Source organism: Rhodococcus rhodnii NBRC 100604, from assembly GCF_001894925.1.
GTDB classification, from domain to species: Bacteria; Actinomycetota; Actinomycetes; order Mycobacteriales; family Mycobacteriaceae; genus Rhodococcus_F; species Rhodococcus_F rhodnii.
In genome coordinates, this window is sequence record NZ_BCXD01000044.1 from 1 (window position 1) to 19,467 (window position 19,467).

General features: G+C 70.6%; 14 protein-coding genes and 2 pseudogenes. 4 read left to right on the top strand and 12 right to left on the bottom strand.

The window, feature by feature from the left end; all coding sequences use genetic code 11:
* Positions 1-2: 2 nt before the first annotated feature.
* From RR1_RS20600 to RR1_RS20630, 6 genes and pseudogenes are all read right to left on the bottom strand, one after another.
* Entirely contained in the window at positions 3-2,429 is a 2,427-nt protein-coding gene (locus tag RR1_RS20600) for an ATP-dependent Clp protease ATP-binding subunit (protein WP_010840006.1), read from the bottom strand.
* 125 nt (positions 2,430-2,554) lie between these two features.
* Positions 2,555-3,169 carry a TMEM175 family protein gene (locus tag RR1_RS20605; RefSeq protein ID WP_010840005.1) on the bottom strand — a complete coding sequence of 205 codons (615 nt, stop codon included), beginning with the start codon at positions 3,167-3,169 and terminating at the stop codon, positions 2,555-2,557.
* 6 nt (positions 3,170-3,175) lie between these two features.
* Complete coding sequence (locus RR1_RS20610; RefSeq protein WP_010840004.1) at positions 3,176-3,886, bottom strand: HD domain-containing protein; 711 nt, start codon at positions 3,884-3,886, stop codon at positions 3,176-3,178.
* Complete coding sequence (locus tag RR1_RS20615) at positions 3,883-4,455, bottom strand: TetR/AcrR family transcriptional regulator (RefSeq protein WP_010840003.1); 573 nt, start codon at positions 4,453-4,455, stop codon at positions 3,883-3,885. Before RR1_RS20615 ends, RR1_RS20610 begins: the two co-directional genes overlap by 4 nt.
* Positions 4,456-4,775: 320 nt before the next feature.
* Positions 4,776-5,650, bottom strand: a pseudogene (locus tag RR1_RS20625) (oxidoreductase).
* A gap of 69 nt (positions 5,651-5,719) precedes the next feature.
* A complete protein-coding gene (locus RR1_RS20630; RefSeq protein WP_081634256.1) occupies positions 5,720-6,706 on the bottom strand; it encodes an alpha/beta hydrolase in 987 nt (328 codons plus the stop codon).
* A 363-nt stretch (positions 6,707-7,069) separates the two neighbouring features.
* Between RR1_RS20630 and RR1_RS20635 the strand changes: the two genes are divergently transcribed.
* The 4 genes from RR1_RS20635 to RR1_RS20650 are packed head-to-tail and all read left to right on the top strand — an operon-like array spanning position 7,070 to position 12,446.
* Positions 7,070-8,647, top strand: a complete 1,578-nt coding sequence (locus RR1_RS20635; protein WP_010839996.1) for a CYTH and CHAD domain-containing protein — start codon at positions 7,070-7,072, stop codon at positions 8,645-8,647.
* Positions 8,648-8,693: 46 nt separating this feature from the next.
* Entirely contained in the window at positions 8,694-9,593 is a 900-nt protein-coding gene (locus RR1_RS20640) for a universal stress protein (RefSeq protein ID WP_010839995.1), read from the top strand.
* Positions 9,594-9,644: 51 nt separating this feature from the next.
* Positions 9,645-10,712 (top strand): lysylphosphatidylglycerol synthase transmembrane domain-containing protein, encoded by a 1,068-nt coding sequence (locus RR1_RS20645; RefSeq protein WP_010839994.1) that lies wholly within the window; start codon positions 9,645-9,647, stop codon positions 10,710-10,712.
* A 54-nt stretch (positions 10,713-10,766) separates the two neighbouring features.
* Entirely contained in the window at positions 10,767-12,446 is a 1,680-nt protein-coding gene (locus RR1_RS20650) for an alpha-keto acid decarboxylase family protein (protein WP_010839993.1), read from the top strand.
* Positions 12,447-12,458: 12 nt separating this feature from the next.
* Here the strand turns inward: RR1_RS20650 and RR1_RS20655 are convergent, their stop codons facing one another.
* From RR1_RS20655 to RR1_RS20680, 6 genes and pseudogenes are all read right to left on the bottom strand, one after another.
* Positions 12,459-13,856 (bottom strand): LLM class flavin-dependent oxidoreductase, encoded by a 1,398-nt coding sequence (locus RR1_RS20655; RefSeq protein WP_010839992.1) that lies wholly within the window; start codon positions 13,854-13,856, stop codon positions 12,459-12,461.
* Positions 13,853-15,601, bottom strand: a complete 1,749-nt coding sequence (locus RR1_RS20660) for a dipeptide ABC transporter ATP-binding protein (RefSeq protein WP_040775189.1) — start codon at positions 15,599-15,601, stop codon at positions 13,853-13,855. The genes RR1_RS20655 and RR1_RS20660 overlap by 4 nt, the downstream gene beginning before the upstream one ends.
* A 5-nt stretch (positions 15,602-15,606) precedes the next feature.
* Entirely contained in the window at positions 15,607-16,485 is an 879-nt protein-coding gene (locus tag RR1_RS22665) for an ABC transporter permease (RefSeq protein ID WP_072713747.1), read from the bottom strand.
* Entirely contained in the window at positions 16,482-17,390 is a 909-nt protein-coding gene (locus RR1_RS20670; protein WP_010839050.1) for an ABC transporter permease, read from the bottom strand. Before RR1_RS20670 ends, RR1_RS22665 begins: the two co-directional genes overlap by 4 nt.
* 76 nt (positions 17,391-17,466) lie before the next feature.
* A complete protein-coding gene (locus RR1_RS20675; RefSeq protein ID WP_010839049.1) occupies positions 17,467-19,101 on the bottom strand; it encodes an ABC transporter substrate-binding protein in 1,635 nt (544 codons plus the stop codon).
* 14 nt (positions 19,102-19,115) lie between these two features.
* Positions 19,116-19,467: pseudogene (locus tag RR1_RS20680) on the bottom strand (acyl-CoA dehydrogenase family protein); the annotation flags it as partial.

The following is a 19,467-nucleotide window of genomic DNA, read 5'->3' on the forward strand; positions in this document are numbered from 1 at the left end:
AGTTACGCGATCTGCAGATCGAGGTCGTCGCCGGTGACGTCGACCGAGACCTTGCCGCCTTCGACGATGAGGTCGTCGAGCAGCATGTCCGCGATCCGGTCGTCCACGACCCGCTGGATCGAGCGACGCAGCGGCCGCGCACCGAACTCGGGCTGGTGCCCGTGCTCGGCGATCCAGTCGACCGCGGCATCGGAGAACGTGATCTCGATGCCCTTGTCACCCAGCCGCTTCCGGCTGTCCTCGAGCATGAGGTCGGTGATCCGGTGCAGCTGATCGCCGCCCAGCTTGCGGAACATCACGATCTCGTCGATCCGGTTGAGGAACTCCGGCCGCATCGACTCGCGCAGGCGAGCCATGACGCGGTCGCGGAGCGGCTTCTCGGCCGCGTCCTCGTCGCCGGTCGCGAACCCGATCGCGCCGCCCTTGCTCGAGATGATGTCCGAGCCGAGGTTGCTGGTCATGATCAGCACGGTGTTCTTGAAGTCCACCGTTCGGCCCTGACCGTCGGTCAGCCGTCCGTCGTCGAGCACCTGCAGGAGCGTGTTGAACACGTCCGGGTGCGCCTTCTCGATCTCGTCGAGCAGGATCACCGAGTACGGATTGCGCCGCACCTGCTCGGTGAGCTGCCCCGCCTCGTCGTAGCCGACGTAGCCGGGAGGTGCACCGACGAGCCGCGACACGGTGTGCCGCTCGCCGAACTCGCTCATGTCGAACCGCACCATCTTGTTCTCGTCGCCGAACAGCGCCGCGGCGAGAGCCTTCGCGAGCTCCGTCTTGCCGACGCCGGTCGGGCCGAGGAACAGGAAGCTGCCCACGGGGCGATCCGGATCGCTCATGCCGGTCCGCGACCGGCGCACGGCACGGGCGATCGCCCGCACGGCGTCGTCCTGGCCGATGACGCGGCGGTGCAGTTCCTCCTCGAGCCGGCGCAGGCGATCCTTCTCCTCCTGCGTCATCTGGCTCGCGGGAACGCCCGTCGCCCGCGAGACGACCTCGGCGATCATCTCCGACGTCACCTCGGGCACGTCGTCGCCGGACGTGTCCGGCTTGCCGTCGATCCGGGCCGCCAGCTTGGTGATCTGGTCACGCACCGTCGACGCCGTCTCATAGTCCTCGGCGGCCACGGCGGCCTCCTTGTCGGACTCGAGCTGAGCGAGACGTGCCTTCATGGCCTCCCCGTCGACCTTGGGCGACCGCAGCGAGAGCCGCGCGCCGGCCTGGTCGATGAGGTCGATCGCCTTGTCGGGCAGGAACCGGTCACCGATGTAGCGGGCCGAGAGATCCACGGCCGCGACGATCGCATCGGTCGTGTAGTGCACGCCGTGATGCTCCTCGTAGCGGTCCTTGAGTCCCGCGAGGATCGCGATCGCGTCCTCGGTCGACGGCTCGTCCACCGTGACGGGCTGGAACCGCCGTTCGAGCGCCGAGTCCTTCTCGATGTGCTTGCGGTACTCGTCGAGCGTCGTGGCGCCCACGATGTGCAGGTCGCCGCGCGCGAGCTTGGGCTTGAGGATGTTGCCCGCGTCCATCGCGCCGTCGGCACCCGCACCGGCACCCGCGATCGTGTGCATCTCGTCGATGAACACGATCAGCTCGTCCTTGTGCGCGGTGATCTCGTCGACGAGCTTGGTGAGCCGCTCCTCGAAGTCACCGCGGTAGCGCGTGCCGGACACCATCGCGGACATCTCGAGCTGCACGAGGCGCTTGCCCACGAGCCGCTCGGGAACGTCCTCGTCGACGATGCGCTGTGCGAGCCCCTCGACGATCGCGGTCTTGCCGACACCCGCTTCACCGATGAGGACGGGGTTGTTCTTGGTGCGGCGCGACAGGATCTCGACGGTCTGCTCGATCTCGAGCGCACGCCCGATCACCGGGTCGATCTCGCCCGACCGAGCACGTTCGGTGAGGTCGACGCCGTACTTGTCGAGCGTCGGGGTGTCGCTGTCGGCCTCCGCCTCCTCGGCGGTGCCGCCCTGGACCGCGGTCTGCAGGGTCTCGGCGGTGAGCCCCTGCTCGCGCAGCAGCCGCCCCACCGTGTGTCCTTCGTCCGCCGCGAATGCGACGAACAGGTGCTCGGGCTCGAAGTAGGTCGAGCCGAGTGCCCGTGCGAGCTGGTGCGCTTCGAGCAGCGCGCCCTTGAGGACGCTGCTGAGCGCGGGAGCGGGGGAACCGGCCGTCGGGCCGGTCTGTGGGAGCCGCGCCTCGACCGCCGCGGTGACCGCGGTGGGCTGCGCGCCCGCACGCTGCATCAGGTTCCGCGTGGGATCCTGCTCCGCCATGACGTGGAGAACGTGCAGCGCATCGAGTTCCGAGTCGCCACGGCCTGCGGCGAAACGCGCCGCCTCGGCCATGAGGTCCTGCGTCGCGCGGCTCATCAGCCGGCTGATGTCGATCCGGCCGGGGCCCTCGGGCCCGAAGAATGCTGGCATTCCGAAGCCTCCTAGAAGTTGAGTAGGTCTGACTCAACTAACGTGCCTGTGGTGCGATCAATTCCCGGTCGCACGCCATTGATAGCACGTGCAGGTCAACGGCACTGCGCACGGTCGTCATTCCGTCATTCGCTCCGGGCGAAACGCGACGTCAGAACCCCGACGCCGTTGCGGACCCACCTCGACAGCAGTAGCAACAGCAACGGGTAGTACGACGTCGCGGGGAACGCGAGCGTGAGCACGAGAGCCACCGCGAGGATCAGAGTGAAGGTCACCGAGTTGCCGAGATCCGGCGGTGTCGCGCCGCCGGTGATCGCCGGATCGCGCCCCGTCGCCCACGACGCGGCGGTGAGCGCCGTCGCACCGACGAGCATCGTGCCGATGTAGAGGCCACGGGTGAGGGCGTCGTCGCCGTTCGTCGCGATGAGCGCCGACGGAAACGGCAGGACCACCATCGCTGCCACCCACACGAACAGAGCATCGTTCACGAACGGATCGTCGACGACGACGTAACGGACGACGTTGCGCTGCCCCCACCAGAACCGGAACAGGACCACGAAGCTCAACGCGAACGCACCCAGCTCACCGAGACGGCCGGTCAGCAACTCCACCGCGGTTCCGTCGTGCTCGGTCGCGAGGTCGACCAGCGGCAGCACGAGCAAGGTGATCGCGATCGCGACGATCGCGTCGAGGAAGGTCAGGTAGCGATCGAAGCTGCGATCACGGGGCACCTCGGCCATAGATGGTCATGATGGCATCCGGTCCAGCGGATTTCGGGCGATCGGCAATCTCGTTCCGCACCGCCACAGGACGGCCGCCGTCGAGCGTGGCCGCACCCGCGCCTCGCCCCGCAGCAGACACGTGAACTCCCGCGCGAACCCCGTACGGGGATGCGCCGCGAGCACGGCCCCGACGACCTCCCCCGGCACCTCCGCGAAACGCCGCCCCGCGACGTCGAGATGCGCGGCGTCGTGCAGCAGCGCCGCCTCGTCGCTCACCTCGGGAGTGCGGGGATCCATGTGGCGCGCGATCGCGGTCGCGACGACGTACGCCCACGCCCCACCGTCGTTCGCCTTCAGGAACTCCGCCGCGCCCTGCCCGCCGAGCGCCGCGAAGCACCCGGCACGCGGCGACGCCGGCGCCCCGAGCGCGACGTCGTGCAGCAGGCAGGCGAGATAGAGCGGCTCGGCGTCCGGATGCCGGGCGTCGATCCGCGCGAACGCGCTCGCCCAGTGCCAGCATCGCTCGCTGTGCTCGAAGACGGCCGGGCTCAACAGCATTCGGGCGTGATCGCGCGCCGCTCGCACGAGCGCCGTGTCGGGCGGCGACGGCAACTCTGCCGCGGCACGAGGCCGTGCGGGCCACCGCACGAGATCGCGCATCGCCCGGGACTGCCCGGCAAGGGCACTCGCCGCGACCGCCCACCGCGCCGCCGCACCCAGCTCGCCCCGCGTCACGACGCCACGCTCGCGCGAGCGTCACCCAGCAACGCGTCGGCCGTGACCGCATCGACGAGCCCCCGCTCGCGCAGCGCGAGGATGCCGTTCACCATCGCCCAGACCAGCAGTACGCGGCGCTGCGCGTCCGGCCCGCCGATCGCGGCCGCCGCCGTGGCCGCGACGCCGCGCAGGGTCTCACCGATCCTGGTCCGCGCCTCGGCGACGAGATCGGAGTCGGCGTCCGAGACGTCGGTGAGCCCGAGCAACCGGAACGCTCCCGGCTCGTCGCGATGGAACTGCACGTAGGCGTCGAACGCGGCGGCGGCACCCACCCCCGGCCGCGCGAGCGCGCCGGTCATCGTCGCGGCGTGCTCGTCCGCGAGCCGGACCGCCAGCGCGAGATACACGTCTGCCTTGCCACCGGGGAAGTTCGCGTAGATCGAACTCAGCGCGACATCGGCCGCCTCGGCGAGCGACTCGACCGAGGTCGCGCGGAAACCGTTCACCGTGAACAGGCGGTGTGCGGCGTCGAGCACCGCCGTGCGCGTGCGGCGTCGCCGCCGATCTTTCGGAGCGTCCCAGACCATGCTGCAATCATAGTCATACTACGTTTTCGTAGTTCCACTACGATAAGTGGCCTCACGTCGAGTCCGCCCCCGCCGGCGACCCACGCGGCCTCGCCGACGTGCGATGGTGGGCGAACGCGACGAAAGGAGTTCTCGTGTCCGAGAACACGTCACCCGACCGCGAGGATGCGCCCGAACCCGACACCGAATAGGTCGGCACCAGCCCCGCCGGCGCGAAGGACGACGTCGAATCCGATCCCGGGACCGGGTCCGGCGAATCCGACTGGTCCGGCGAGGGCGGCGCCGACGACGAAGGGCCCGTGACCCCGTGACTCCGGAGATCAGGACAGGTAGCGCACCCCGGTGAGGCGCTCCGAGAGTTCCCACAGCCGCGCCGCGACGTCCTCGTCGTGCGATTTGCGGTTCGACGACACGACCTGCGGGTAGCCGCGAACGCCGAACGGGCCGCCCGGCCCGATGTACGCGCCCGCGAAGGCGTTCGGCGACGTCGCCGCATACAGCTCGGGCAGCGCACCCATCTCCGCCGACTGCGCCACCGTCGAGTTCGCGACGGCCATGACCTTGTCCATCACCGACTCGGTGTGGCTCTGAAGGTTCGTCGACGCGTAGCCCGGGTGCGCGGCGAGCGACCGCACCTGCGATCCCGACGCCGCGAGACGTCGCTGCAACTCGTACGCGAACAGCAGGTTCGCGAGTTTGCTCTGCCCGTACGCGAGCCATGCGCTGTACCGGCGGTTCTCGTAGTTCGGGTCGCCGAGATTCATCGTCCCGATCCGTGCAGCGCGCTCGACATCGTGACGACACGGTCGGAGATCCGATCGAGCAAGCGGCCCGTGAGCGCGAAGTGACCGAGATGGTTGGTGCCGAACTGCATCTCGAAGCCGTCGGCGGTGCGCCGCAGCGGCACCGCCATGACGCCCGCGTTGTTGATCAGGACGTCGACCGGGCCCGTCGCGTCGGCGAACCGCTCGATCGACGCGAGATCGGCGAGGTCGAGGTGCCGGACCTCTGCGTTCGGTCCGATCTCGGCGGCGACGGCGTCACCCTTCGCGGTGTCGCGCACCGCGAGAACGACACGCGCACCGCGGCTGCCGAGCGCGCGTGCCGCGACGGCACCCAATCCGCTGTTCGCTCCCGTCACCACGAAGGTGCGGCCGGTCTGGTCGGGGATGTCGTGCTCGCTCCAGCGCGTCATGCCGCCACCCTACGGAAGACGGGAGCGGCGGGCCGGGCGCCGGGCGACCGCCGGCGCCCGGCCCGGGCCTCAGGCCCCGATCGAGCCCTTGAGCATGGGGAGCATCGCCCACAACTGGTCCTGCCAGTAGCCCCACTTGTGGGTGCCCTGCGCGGGGAAGTCGAAGTGCGCACCGATGCCGAGCGTCGCGAGCCGCACCTGGAACGCGCGGTTCTGGGTCAGCGCGAGCGCTTCGAGTCCCATCGCGTTCGCGGTGTTGTAGTAGTCGATCGGCGCCACCGGCTGGTCGTACGCGCCCGGCAGGCCGCTGCCCGCGGAGATCCACATCGGGAGGCCCCGCAGCTGCGGTGCGGCGACGAACGGATCGTGGCGTCGCCACGCGGGATCCCACGGCGGGCCCCACATCGCGTCGGAGTTGTAGCGGCCCGCGTCGATCATCGCCACGCGAATCGCTTCGGGCATCCCCGGCGCCGACAGGTTCAGGTACCCCGACAGCGAACCGGCGAAGGCGAACTGGTTGCGGTGGTACGCCGCCAGGATCAGCGCCGCGTTGCCACCCATCGACAGGCCGACCACCGCGTTGTTGTTGCGCGAGATGCCGTACCGGCCCGCCAGGTGATCGGGCAGGTTCTGCGTGAGGAACGACTCCCACTTGTAGGTGAACGGCTGTGCGTTGAAGTTCGACGGCGCGTACCAGTCGGCGTAGAAGCTCGACTCGCCACCGACCGGCATGATCACGTTGACGCCGTGATCGGCGAGCCAGGCGGCGTTCGTCTCGTGCTCCCAGCCGCTCACGTCCCACGTCGCGCGCAAGCCGTCGAGCAGGTAGACGGCACGATTGCTGCCGTTGTTCGCGAGCCAGATACGCACCTTGATCTGCCCGATGCCGCCGGGCGCGGGGACGAAGTCCTCGTGGAAGCGCTGATACGGGTCGGCCTGGGCGGCCGGAGCCGGCCCGGCGACCGAGAGCGCCAACGGTGCCACGAGCAGGGCGGCGAACAGCTGGATCATCAACCGCAGGCGACGACGGCGCGGTGAACGGGCAGGTACTCGCATGACTCTGGCCTCCTGAAGGTCCGCGGTCGGCGGTCCGCGACCACCGCGGGGTCGTCCTGTTCCGATCGGCAACGCGTGTGATCAGTGGGACGCACGTGACGGGATCCGCGGACAACACCGTATACGTCCTGTGCTCTCGTCATCCCGAACACGAATGGAATCGTTACGTCCGTCACCCGGGCCCGCTGCGGCCCTGTCTCGCGCACCGGCCCGCGTCGTCCCCGTCACCTGGCCGAACGCCACCCCGGACGCACTGGCGCGCACGTGGCGATACATGAAGTGGTAATCGGGAGTGGGGTTTTCGGCCCCCGATTCGAGACCGTTCGGTGATCCTCGGCGGCCCTTTCCGCGTTCGGTGGCGACGTGCGTGACACGATCGCGGCGAACGGCACCCACGTGCGCTCGCCACTGGGCAGGATGGACGGCATGAGCGCGGGGTCGTGGGCAACCGGGCAGGCGTGGGACGCCGGGCCCGGCGCCGTGTGGCCGACCGAACTCGCGAGCACGCGCACCGCGAGCGCACCGCAGAGTTTCCGGTGCTACGACACCACCGACCGCCGCGGGCTCGCGCACGGGATCACGCTGTCGCGGCACGACGACGCGAACGGCGGCCGATGGACGCTGGCGCTGCCCGGCGGCGACGGAACGACGCGGCTGACCGTCGAGGACGATCCCGGGGCCGATCCGGCCGACGCCTACGTCGTGCCGAATCATGTGGTCGAGCTGCTGCGCGGCATCACCCTCGACGCGCCCCTCGTCCCGGTCGCGCGATTCACGACGATGCGATCGCGCCACCGGCTGGACGACGACCCCGACGACGCGGCGGCCGGCGGACTCGAGATCATCGTCGACACCGTGGCGTCGGCACATCCGCCGCTGTCGGTCGCCGAGGCACGTCGGCTGCGCCGGTGCATCGCGGTCGAGGTCGTGATCCCCGCTCCCGACGCCCGCGTGCCCGCCCGGATCGCACACGCGCTGGACCACGCGGGGTTCGTCCGCGCGGCACTCCCCCACGCGCTGGGGCGCGCCGTCGACACCTCCCTGCCCGACGCCGAGGACGACTCCGGTCGCGGCGCCGTCGTGGCGTACCTGCGCGAACAACTCGCCGCGATGGCGATCGCCGATCTGTCGCTGCGTATCGACTCCACCGGGTCCGTGCACGCGATGCGGGTCGCGGCGCGACGCATCCGCAGTGCGCTCCAGACCTTCGGATCCGCGCTCGACCTCACGGAGGTTCCGCCGCTGATCGACGAACTGCGCGAGCTGGGTCGACGGCTGTCGCACGCACGCGACGTCGAGGTCCAGTGGGCAAGGCTGAGCGCCGTCGCGAACTCGGGAGCAGCGTGGCCCGACGACCCCCGCGCCGACGCCCACCGCACCGCCGCGCTCGCGTGCATCGACGAGCACTTCTCCGCGCTCGCGGACGCCGCGGCCGGACTCACCCGCTCGACCCTCGACGACGACGGCTACCTCGACCTTCGCCGGCGGCTCGACGCGCTCACCGCTGCCGCGACGACCGGGCCCCGGCGCACCGGGAAGGTGCGGTCGAGCGTCGTGCAGCTCACCGACAAGGTCGACCGGCACGTCGGCCGCGCGACGAAACACCCCGATCCGCACCCCGAACGAGTGCACCGCGCCCGCAAATCGGCGAAGAAGCTGCGCTACGCCCTCGAAGCGACGACGCCGCTCGCGGGTGGCCGCTCGGGCCGGGGCAGATTCCGGGACCTGCAGGACGATCTGGGCGAATACCAGGACGCCGTCGTCGCGGCCGAGCACCTCGCCGCGATGAGCGAACAACCGGGCCACACGCATTCGTGCCCGACGGGCTTCGCGCTCGGCGCACTCTATGCACATCAGATCGCACGACGCGACGCGGTGACCGCGGGCATCGCGCCCGCGTGGCGCACGGCCCGGCGCGCCGCACGGCGACTCCACACGTGACCTCACTCTCGACCCCGGATCGCACGACGGAAGGACACCCCGAACGATGAGCGCGCACTCGGAACGCCGGCGGCAGGATCTCGTCGTCGCCGGACTCGACGGCTCGGACACGTCCGTCTCGGCGGCGCAGTGGGCGGCCTCGCTCGCCGACGCGTGGGACGCGACGCTCCTGCTCACCTACGCACTTCCGCGCGACATCCCGCTCTACACGCCCGCGGCGATCCTCGCCGAGGCCGACTTCCTCGCGGAGCTCACCGAGGACGCGAACGAGATCCTCCGCGCCGCGGGCGAGGCCGTCGCCGCCCGGCACCCCGACCTGCGTATCGAGACGTCCCACGGTCCCGGGCCGGCGGCGCTCCACCTGGTCGAGTCCGCGGCGAACGCGCGGATGATCGTGCTGGGCCGCACCGGCGTCGGCGCCGTCCAATCGCGGCTCGTCGGAACGACGGCGCTGCACGTCGTCGGGCGCGCGACATGCCCCGTGACGGTGTGGGCGGGCGAGGACACGACCGGCCCGTCGACCAAGCCCGTCGTCGTCGGTGTCGACGGCAGCGAGACGAGCGACCGCGCCGTGCGCTACGCGTTCGACTACGCCGACCGGTTCGGGGCGCCGCTGACGGCGGTCCACGCGTGGACGGGTGCGGGCTCGGTGGGAGCGTGGGGCACCGGCATGTTCGTCGACTGGGACGAGGTCCGCGACGAAGAGGCCGCACTGCTCTCCCAGTCGCTCTCGGGACTCTCCGCCGATCACCCCGACGTGCGGGTCACCGAGGTCTCGACGGAGGGAAACCCGGCGCGCACGCTGCTCGACCACGCCGACGGCGCGGGGCTCGTCGTCGTCGGCAGCCACGGCCGCGGCACCCTGCTGTCGGCGGTCCTCGGCTCGACCAGCCAGAACGTTCTCCACCACGCGCAGTGCCCCGTGACCGTCGTGCGACGGGCCTGACGGCACCGAAATACCCGCCGGTCGGCGACTCTGTTGATTCAATGAGTCCCGATGACCGACGACCCGCCCTCCCCCGCCGCACGATCCTCACGTCGCCGTGCGCTGCGCTGGGGCATCGGAGCGGTCCTCGTCGTCGTCCTCACCGTCGAGATCGTCCTCATCTGGCCGGAGCTGTCCGAGAGCGTCATGACGCTCGGCGACATCCGGTGGGGCTGGCTCGCAGCGGCGATCGTCGCGTCCGTCGTGTCGATGACGAGCTTCGCGAGCGTCCAGCGCACACTGCTGGGCGTCGCCGATGTGATCGTCCGGCAACGGCAGTCGCTGTCGGTCGCGTTCGCCGCGAACTCGATCAGCGTCACGCTGCCCGGCGGCCCGCTCATCGCCGCGACCTTCACGTATCAGGCGACGCGGCGGTGGGGCGCGTCGCCCGTCGTCGCGAGCTGGCAACTCGTCATGGCCGGTGCGCTCCAGGCCATCGGGCTCGCCGTCATCGGCATCGGCGGGACGCTGCTCGTCGGCGCCGCGAAGAACCCGTTCTCGCTGCTGTTCTCCGCCGCCGCGATGTTCGCGTTCGTCGTCCTCGCGCAGTACGCGGCGTCTCGGCCGGGTGCGCTCGAAGGCGTCGGTGTCACGGCGATCCGCATGGTCAACCGCGTCCGCAAACTCGCCGCCGATCACGGCGTCGATCGCTGGCATCGGATCGTCGAGCAGATCGGCGCGGTACGGATGTCGCGTGCGGACGGCGCCCGCTCGCTCGGCTGGTCCCTGCTCAACTGGATCGCGGACGCCGCGTGCCTGGCCTTCGCGTGCTACGCGATCGGCGGGGCACCGAGCCTGGCCGGTCTCGCCGTCGCGTACGCCGCGAGCAACGCCGCGAAGTCGGCGATCCCGCTGCTCCCCGCCGGGCTCGGCGTCATGGACGCCGTCCTCGTTCCCACGCTCACCGCGGCAGGAATGACCGGAGCGCAGGCGCTCTCGGCGATCGTCGTGTACCGGCTGGTGAGCTTCGTGCTCGTCGCCGTGATCGGCTGGATCGTCTTCGCGATGCGGTTCCGCGGGCAGGTGCGCGCGGCGCAGCGGCGCGAGCACGAGGACGACGACAAGCCGCCGATGTGGTGAGACGCCCCGCGCATCTTCTGCACACCGGCACCGTGTGCCCGTAGTTTCGGGGTCATGAGCACACCCGCTTCCTCCTACACGGTCGGCGACTACCTCCTCGACCGTCTCGCCGAGCTGGGCGTGACCGAGATCTTCGGTGTTCCCGGCGACTTCAACCTCGAGTTCCTCGATCACGTCGAGGACCACGCCACGGTGCGCTGGGTCGGCAACGCGAACGAACTCAACGCCGGCTACGCCGCGGACGGCTACGGCCGGCTGCGCGGGATGGCCGCCCTCGTGACGACGTTCGGTGTCGGTGAACTGTCCGCCGCCAACGCGATCGCCGGCAGCTACGCCGAGCACGTCCCCGTCGTGCACGTCGTCGGCGCGCCCTCGACCGACGCCCAGGTCGCGCGTCGCGCAGTGCACCACACCCTCGGCGACGGCGACTTCGAGCGGTTCCTGCGGATGAGCCGCGAGATCACGTGCGCACAGGCCAACCTCACGCCGGCCACCGCGACACGCGAGATCGATCGCGTGCTCTCGGAGGTCCGGGAGCAGAAGCTGCCCGGCTACCTGCTGCTCGCGACGGACGTCGCGCGGTTCCCCGCCGATCCGCCCACGGCACCGCTGGTCCGCTACGGCGGCGGCACGAGCCCGGGTGCGCTCGCGCTGTTCGAGCGCGCGGCACGCGACCTCGTCGCCGACGAGCAGGTGACGGTCCTCGCCGACCTCCTCGTCCACCGGCTCGATGCCGTCCCGCAACTGCAGGCGTTGCTGAGCGCCGACACCGTCCCGTTCGCGACGCTCGTGTGGGGCAAGAGCCTGCTCGACGAGAGTTCGCCCGACTACCTCGGCATCTACGCCGGGGCCGCGAGCGAGCCGTCGGTGCGCGCCGCCGTCGAGGACGCCCCCGTCCTGGTCACCGCCGGCGTCCAGTTCACCGACATGGTGAGCGGATTCTTCAGCCAGAAACTCGACCAGGCACGCGTCATCGACGTCGGTCCGCATCAGAGCACCGTCGCGGGAACGGTCTACGCGCCGCTCGACATGCACACCGCGCTCGAGACCCTCGCGCGCATCGTCGAGGAGCGCGGCACCCGCACACCCGCTGCCGCGTCGCCGGCGGGACCGCCGAGCCCGGCCACCGACGCCGGCGATCCCGACCGTCCGCTCGACCAGCAGACGCTGTGGAACATGCTCGCGGGCGCGCTGACTCCCGGCAACATCGTCCTCGCCGATCAGGGCACGTCGTTCTACGGCATGGCCGGTCACCGGCTGCCGAGCGGCGTGACCTTCATCGGGCAGCCGCTGTGGGCGTCGATCGGCTACACGCTGCCCGCCGCACTGGGCGCGGGTCTGTCCGATCGCGACCGCCGCCCGGTCCTGCTCATCGGCGACGGCGCCGCCCAGCTCACGATCCAGGAACTCGGCACCTTCTCCCGCGAGGGACTCGCGCCCGTCGTCGTCGTGGTGGACAACGACGGCTACACCGTCGAGCGCGCGATCCACGGCGAGAACGCCCGCTACAACGACATCGTGCGGTGGAAGTGGGAGAACGTCCCCGACACCCTCGGCGTGGAGGGCCACATCTCACGGACCGTCCGCACCGTCGGCGAACTCGCCGACGCCCTCGCCGAGTCCGCCGCCCACACCGACGCGATGGCCTACATCACCGCCGTCGTCCCGAAGATGGACGTCCCCCCGCTCCTCTCGGATCTCGCGCGATCGGCGAGCGAGGCCAACCGCGGCTGAGCCCGAGCCCGCTCACGGGACCACGCTCGCCGCGTACCGGGACGCTTCCGAGAACGCGCCCCGGTACGCGGCCGCGGGATGCCGGTCGGGCAGCCTGTCGCTGCCGAAGATGCGCCCGCGCAGTGTGCGCGCGTCGCCGTACGACGTCTTGGCGAGGCCCCGCCGCTGAAGCTCCGGCAGCACGAGTTCGTTGAACTCCTCGTAGCTCCCGGGCAGCCGCCAGTTCACGAGGTTCACGCCGTCCACACCGGCGCCGCGCCACCGCTCCAGTTCGTCGGCGATCCGGTCGGGAGTGCCCACGACGGCCTGCCCGATCAGCCTGCGGCGCACCAGATCACCGAGCACCGGCTCGCGGTCCTTGATCTCCTGCAGCAGCCACTCGACGTGGCCTCGGCCGCCGTTGTTGGGGATCTCGCGCAGTGGCGTGTCCTCGGGCAGTCGCGTGCCGTCCGGGAGGATGCCGAGCGCCGCATGCGTCTGGAATCCGACGACGGAGGCGTACTGGAGCAGGTCGTCGTACCGGCGTTGTGCCTCGGCCTCCGTCCGCCCCGCCACGATGCTCAGCCCTTGGAAGAACTTGATGTCGTCGGGATGTCGCCCGTTCGCGACCGCCTGGGCCCGCGCCCCCTCGATGTGCGTACGTGCGACCTCGGGCGAGGGAGTCGCGATGAACACCGCTTCCGCGTGCCGCGCCGCGAACGCGATGCCGCGCGGGGACCCACCGGCCTGGAAGAGCAGCGGGGTTCGCTGCGGGCTCGGCGACGGCAGATGCGGCCCCTCGACGCTGTAGCGCGCGCCGCGGTGCCGGATCTTGTGGATCTTGTCCGGGTCGGCGAACCGCCCGCCCGAGCGGTCGACGAGGAGGGCGTCGTCGTCCCACGATCCCTCCCACAGCTTGTAGGCGACGTCGACGTACTCCTCCGCCCACTCGTAGCGCTCGTCGTGCTCGACGAGCGCGTCCAGGCCGAAGTTGCGGGCCGCGTTCTCCTGCGTCGACGTCACGATGTTCCACGCGATGCGCCCACGCGAGAGGTGATCGAGTGTCGAGATCTGTCGCGCGAAGTTGAACGGCGGGTTCTGCATCACGTTCGACGTCGTGGCGAGCCCGATGCGGTCCGTCACGGCGGCGAGCGCCCCGAGCAGCACCGTCGGATCGTTGCTCGGGATCTGCAACCCCTCGTGGACGTTGTCGACGTACCGGCCGTCCGCGGGACCGTACAGCCCCGAGACGTCCGCGAAGAACATCGCGTCGAACAGTCCCTCCTCGAGGGTGCGGGCCAGGTCGACCCAGAGGTCGAGGTTGTCGAACTCCGTCTGGCGGGCGTCGGGGTGCCGCCACTGGCCGTGCTGGATGTGCGACGGAGTGTTCATGAGGAACGCGTTGAACAGGAGCGGCTGGTTCTGGGTCACTGGTCTGCCTTTCCGTTGCCGGTGCGCGCCCCCGTGGAGCGCCGAACACCGAGGGAGCGAAGCGAACTCACGAGCCCTCTGGTGTAGGGGTGGTCCGGTTCGGTGAACAACTGCTCGGGAGAGCCCTCCTCCACGATGCGGCCGTTCTTCATGACGACGACCCGATCACTGATGTGCCCGATGACGCCGAGGTCGTGCGAGATGAACAGGTAGCTCAGTCCGAACTCGGCTTGGAGATCGGACAGCAGGTCGAGGATCTGTGCCTGCACCGAGACGTCGAGCGCCGACACGGCCTCGTCGAGCACCACGATGTCGGGCCTCGGGGCCAGCGCACGCGCGATCGCGACGCGCTGCCGCTGCCCGCCGGACATCGTCAGCGGGTGGCGTTCTCGCACCGATTCCGACAGTCCGACCTGGTCGAGCAGCGAACGGACTCGGTCGCGCGCTGCGCGAGGCCGCGCACGTTCGTCGGTACGGATGGCATCGGTGAGGATCCGCTCGACGGTCCAGCGCGGATCGAACGACCCGAGCGGATCCTGATACACGGCGGTGATGCGGCTGCGCGTGGCCCGGCGGCGGCGTTCCGGTACGGCCGACCACGGTTCTCCCAGGAGCCGCACCGAGCCTTCGTCGGGATCCTCGAGCGCGAGGGCGATCCGCGCCGTCGTCGACTTCCCCGAACCGGATTCGCCCACGACACCGAGGGTTTCGCCACGTGCCAGGGTGAACCCGACGCCGTCCACGGCGCGACGTGCGGCGCCGTCCGGGCCGCGGAAGATCTTCGCGATCCCGGTCACCTCGAGCACCGGCTCGCCGGGGACGACGCGCTCACGCGGCGCCGGACGCGGGCCGCCCCGGTCGAGCGAGAGCCGGCTCCCTCTCGTCTCGAGACCGGGAACAGCGCGAACCAGCGCCTGGGTGTACGGGTGCTGCGGCGCGTTCAGCACGTCTGCTGCCGGTCCCTGTTCGACGACGTGGCCGCCCTGCATCACCAGCACCTCGTCGGCGAGGTGCGCGACGACCGACAGATCGTGGCTGATGAGGAGGATCGAGCGCCCCTCCGCCTTGACGTCCTCGAGCAGGTCGAGCACCTGCGCCTGCACCGTGACGTCGAGCGCCGTCGTGGGTTCGTCGGCGATCACGACCTCGGGATCGAGTGCGAGCGCGGAGGCGATCAGTGCACGTTGGCGCAGACCACCCGAGAGCTCCCCGGGTCGTTGCCGGGCCCTGACCTCGGGATCGGGGATGCCGGCCCGGCCGAGCAGGTCGAGCACCCGCTCGCGCCGCTCGGCGCGCCCGCCGCGGCCGTGCACGCGCAGCGCCTCGTCGATCTCACGCCCCACCGGCCGCACCGGATCGAGCGACACGAGCGCGTCCTGCAGGACGAACCCGATTCGCCGGCCGCGCACGCGCCGCCACTGCCGCCCCGAGAGGCCGCGCAGATCCGTGTCGCCGAGGGTCAGCGACTCCGCCGAGACTTCGCTGTGCAGGCCGGTCAGTCCGACGAGGGTGCGTGCGGTGACGCTTTTCCCGGACCCCGACTCGCCGACGATCGCGACGCAGCGGTCGGCGCGGAGGGTGAACGAGACGCCGTGCACGATCTCGCGGTAGCGACCGCCGCGATGGAATCCGGCGCGCAGATTCCTCGCGGTGAGCACCGCAGGCGCGGCCGTCGTGGCATCGGACGTGACGGCGCTGTGCCTTCGGGTGTCGAGCCTGGCGGTGTCGAGTGTGGGCAACGACATCGAGATCACTCTCCTCGTTCGAGTCGGTGTTGCAGGGATCTCCCGACCGCCGTCGTGACGAGGGCGAGAGCGACGATGAACAGGCCGGGGATCACGACGAGCCACGGCGCACGGGTGAGATAACTGCGACCCGCATCGAGCAGAGCGCCCCATTCCGGCGAGGGCGGCGCCACTCCCAGCCCGAGGAAGGCGAGGCTCGACGCCCACACGATGCACTGCCCGATCGACAGCGCGAAGACAGCCACCAAGGGGCGCAACGAGTTCGGCACGATATGGCGACGCACGACGGCACTGCGCGAGTGCCCGAGCGCCGTCGCCGCTTCGACGTACCCCGATCCACGCGCGCGCAGCATCTGGGCACGGATCATGCGCGCGTATCCGGGCGCGCAACCCACCCCGACCGCCACGACGAGGGTCGACGTCGACGGTCCGAGCACACTGACGGTGAGCAGTGCCAGCAGCAACGTGGGGAAGGCGAACAGCACGTCGATCACGCGGTCGGTCGCCCGTGCGACGGGGCCGGGAGCGAGCGCTGCGGCCGAGGCGAGGACGAGCGCGAGCAGGAAGGCGACGGCCGCGGCGCCCGCGCCGATGGCGAGCGAGTCGCGCGCGCCGTGCACCACACGGGTGTACAGGTCGCGGCCGATCTCGTCGGTGCCGAACCAGTTGTGCAGCGACGGCGGCGCGAGCGTGTGGTCCAGGTCGACCGCCGACGGGTCCCGCGGCGCCAGCACCGACGGCGCGAGCAGTGCTGTCGCGACGAGCGCCACACCGATCCCCGTGGCGACGTTTCCCGCGGTCACGCGCCGGTGTCGGCTCTCGCCCGGGTTCGGGGCGCTGCCGGTCCCCGGCGCGACGACCGATTCGGTGAGAGACGCGGTCATGATGCCAACCTCGGGTCGATGAGCGGATAAAGGGCGTCGACGACCAGGTTGACCACCACGTACACCAGCGCGATGAGCACGACGATCCCCGTCACGACGGGCAGATCGCGCGCCTCGACGGCGGACACGAGAGTGCGCCCGAGGCCCTGTCGCGTGAACAGCGATTCGGCGATCACGGCACCCGAGATCGTCGCGCCGAGCGCCCATCCGGTCAGGGTCAGCGGCGCGAGGGCCGCGTGGCGGAGCACGTGCCGCACCCGAATAGCGGTGTCGCCCATACCCCGAACGCGGGCGGACAGCACGAACGGTTGCTCGAGCGTCCGCTCGAACTCCGTTCTCGTCGCCTGCCCCAGGAACCCGGCGAGCGGGAGAGCCAGCGTGAGCGCCGGCAGGATCAGTCCGGTCACCGGGCCGCCGCCGACGACCGGAAGCCAGCCCAGCCCGAGCGCGAAGACCAGCATCAGCACGACACCGATCCAGTACTGGGGCAGGCTCGCGAGCACGGTGTCGACCCCGTCACCGAGGCCGCGTACCCGGCGCGTACGGCCCGCCGTGGCCACGACCCACACGAGCATGATCAGCCAGGCCGCCACGAGCGCCGTCACGGTGAGTACGAGCGTCGCGGTCACCTGCTCGCCGATGATGTCCCACACGGGCCGGTGCTGCTGATACGACGTGCCGAGATCGCCGCGTAGCAGTCCGCCGAGGTACCCGAGGTACTGCTGGACGACGGGCCGATCGAAGCCGTACTCCGCCGCGATCGGTGCGATCTCCTCCGGAGTACGTTCCTGCACCTGCCCGGTACGGAGATTGATGATCGCCGTCGCGCGGTCGCCGGGTGCCGCGACCTGCGCGAGGAACGCCGCGGTGACGGCGCCCCATGCGACGAGGACCGCCGCGCCCACCCGCGAGAACAGTCGCGACAGTACGCGTACCCCGCGTCGGTCGCCGAACTCTTCCGGACTCGGAACAGACTGTGGCTCAATCGAAGTGAGCGTCATAGAAGACCGGTCCTCCCTGTGATCTCTCCTGCCGGACACCGGCCAGGCTCGGGGCGATCGCGAGCGTGCTGAGCCTCGCGTACACGCCGATCGACAGCGCCCTGTCCGCGATGTACACCTGTGCCTGCCGGTACAACTCCGACTGCCGCTCGACATCGGGCTCGGAGTTGGCAGCGAGGATGATCGCTTCGAGTTCCGGGTCGTTGTAGAACGCGGAGTTCGCCGGATTCGGTGTCTCTTCGAGGTTCTGACGCCAGTTCACGTGGAGGATCCCCGGGCCGAGGGCCGTCCAGTACCCGATCGTGAGGTCGTAGGTGTCGGGTTTCGACCACACGCCGGAGGCCGCTTCGCTCGGCGGGTACGGGATCAGCTCGACCCGGAAGCCGACCGCTTCGGCCTGCGTCTGCAGCGCCTGCACGATGGCGGAACCGTCCTGATTGATCGTGCGATTGATCGCGTACGGGAACACGATGTCGAGCGGCCGGCCGTCCTTCGTGCGCACGCCGTCGTCGCCGAGCACCCACCCGGCCTCGTCGAGCAGCGCCGCCGCCCGGCCGAGGTCCTGCGAGTACCGCTCGGCGGCTTCGGTGCTGTAGGCGGGCGTAGCCTCGCTCATCGGGCCGTTGCCCTCGTAGGGGATCACGCCCATGCCGACCGACTCGACCACGGACTGCCGATCGAGGCTGTACGCGAACGCCTTTCGGACCCGCTCGTCGGTGAACGGGCCGCGGACGGTGTTGAACGAGATCTGCTGCGGTCGCCCGCCCGTGACGTATTTCTGCAGCTCGTATCCCTCGCTGTCGAGGTTGTCCCACTCGAACGCCTGGACGTCGTAGATCGCGTCGACTTCGCCCGACCGTAACGCTGCGGTTCGAGTCGTCGGGTCGGTGACGAATCGCCAGTCGATGCGCTCGAGACGCGCGGGCCCGGAGTGCTCGGCATTCGCAGGCGGCCAGTCGTAGTCGCCGCGCCGATCGAGGACGATGTTCAGCCCACGGTTCCATTCCGTCACTGTGAACGGCCCCGACCCGATGGGTGCCGAGCAGTTCTCCTGCGCGGTGCGGGTTTCGAGCGCATGGCGCGACTGGATTCCGAAGTAGGGCTGGCTGAGGTTCTCCACGAACCGCGGATACGGCCGGTGCAGGTGCACCGTCACCGTGCGGTCGTCCTGCGCCTGCGCCGACGCGACGTACTCGCCGATCCACGCGAAAGCGGTGCTGTTTCCTCCGCCGAGCCAGTACTCGACGTTGTAGGCGACGGCCTCGGCATCCACCGGAGTCCCGTCGCTGAAGGTCGGCCCCTCCCGCAACTGCAGCGTCCAGGTGGTCCCGGCGTCGTCGACCGACCAGGAGTCCGCGAGCCACGGCACGACGGTGCCGTCGTCGTCGAGAGCAACGAGGTTGTCGATGACCTGGTAGGACAGGTACGCCTGCTCGACCCAGCCGCCGTAGACGCACGGCGGTTCCTGCTGATGGCCGTAGACGAGGGTGGCAGGATCGCCCGACGCCGGACCGCGGTCGTCGGCAGGCGCGCCGCCCGCGACACCGCACGAGGCGACGAGGGTCGCGGCGACGGCGAACGCCGATGCCGCCACGGCACCGCGCCGAGTGCGCATGCGCTCGCTCACCGTCAGAAGAACCCGCTCTCGGGCAGGTCGGTGCCGTTGACCGCGACCTCCCCGAGCGCACGGGACTTGTAGAGAGTCGGATTGTGCGAGAACAGCGTTCGCAGATTCCGCCAGTGCCGGTCGTGCGCGTTGCCGGCACGCGTCGCCGACGCACCGCCGACCTCGAACAGCTGAGCCGCGGCCCGCAGCGCGGGCTCCTCGACGGCCACCTTCACCTTGGCCGCTGCGAGTGCTGCCGCGTTCTCGAGGCGCACGTCCACGGCGCCACGGTCGGCGGCGGCGTCGATCGCGGCGCCCACCGCCTGCGCAGCGCGCGCGACGGCCGCCTCGGTGACGAATGCCGTCGCACTCACT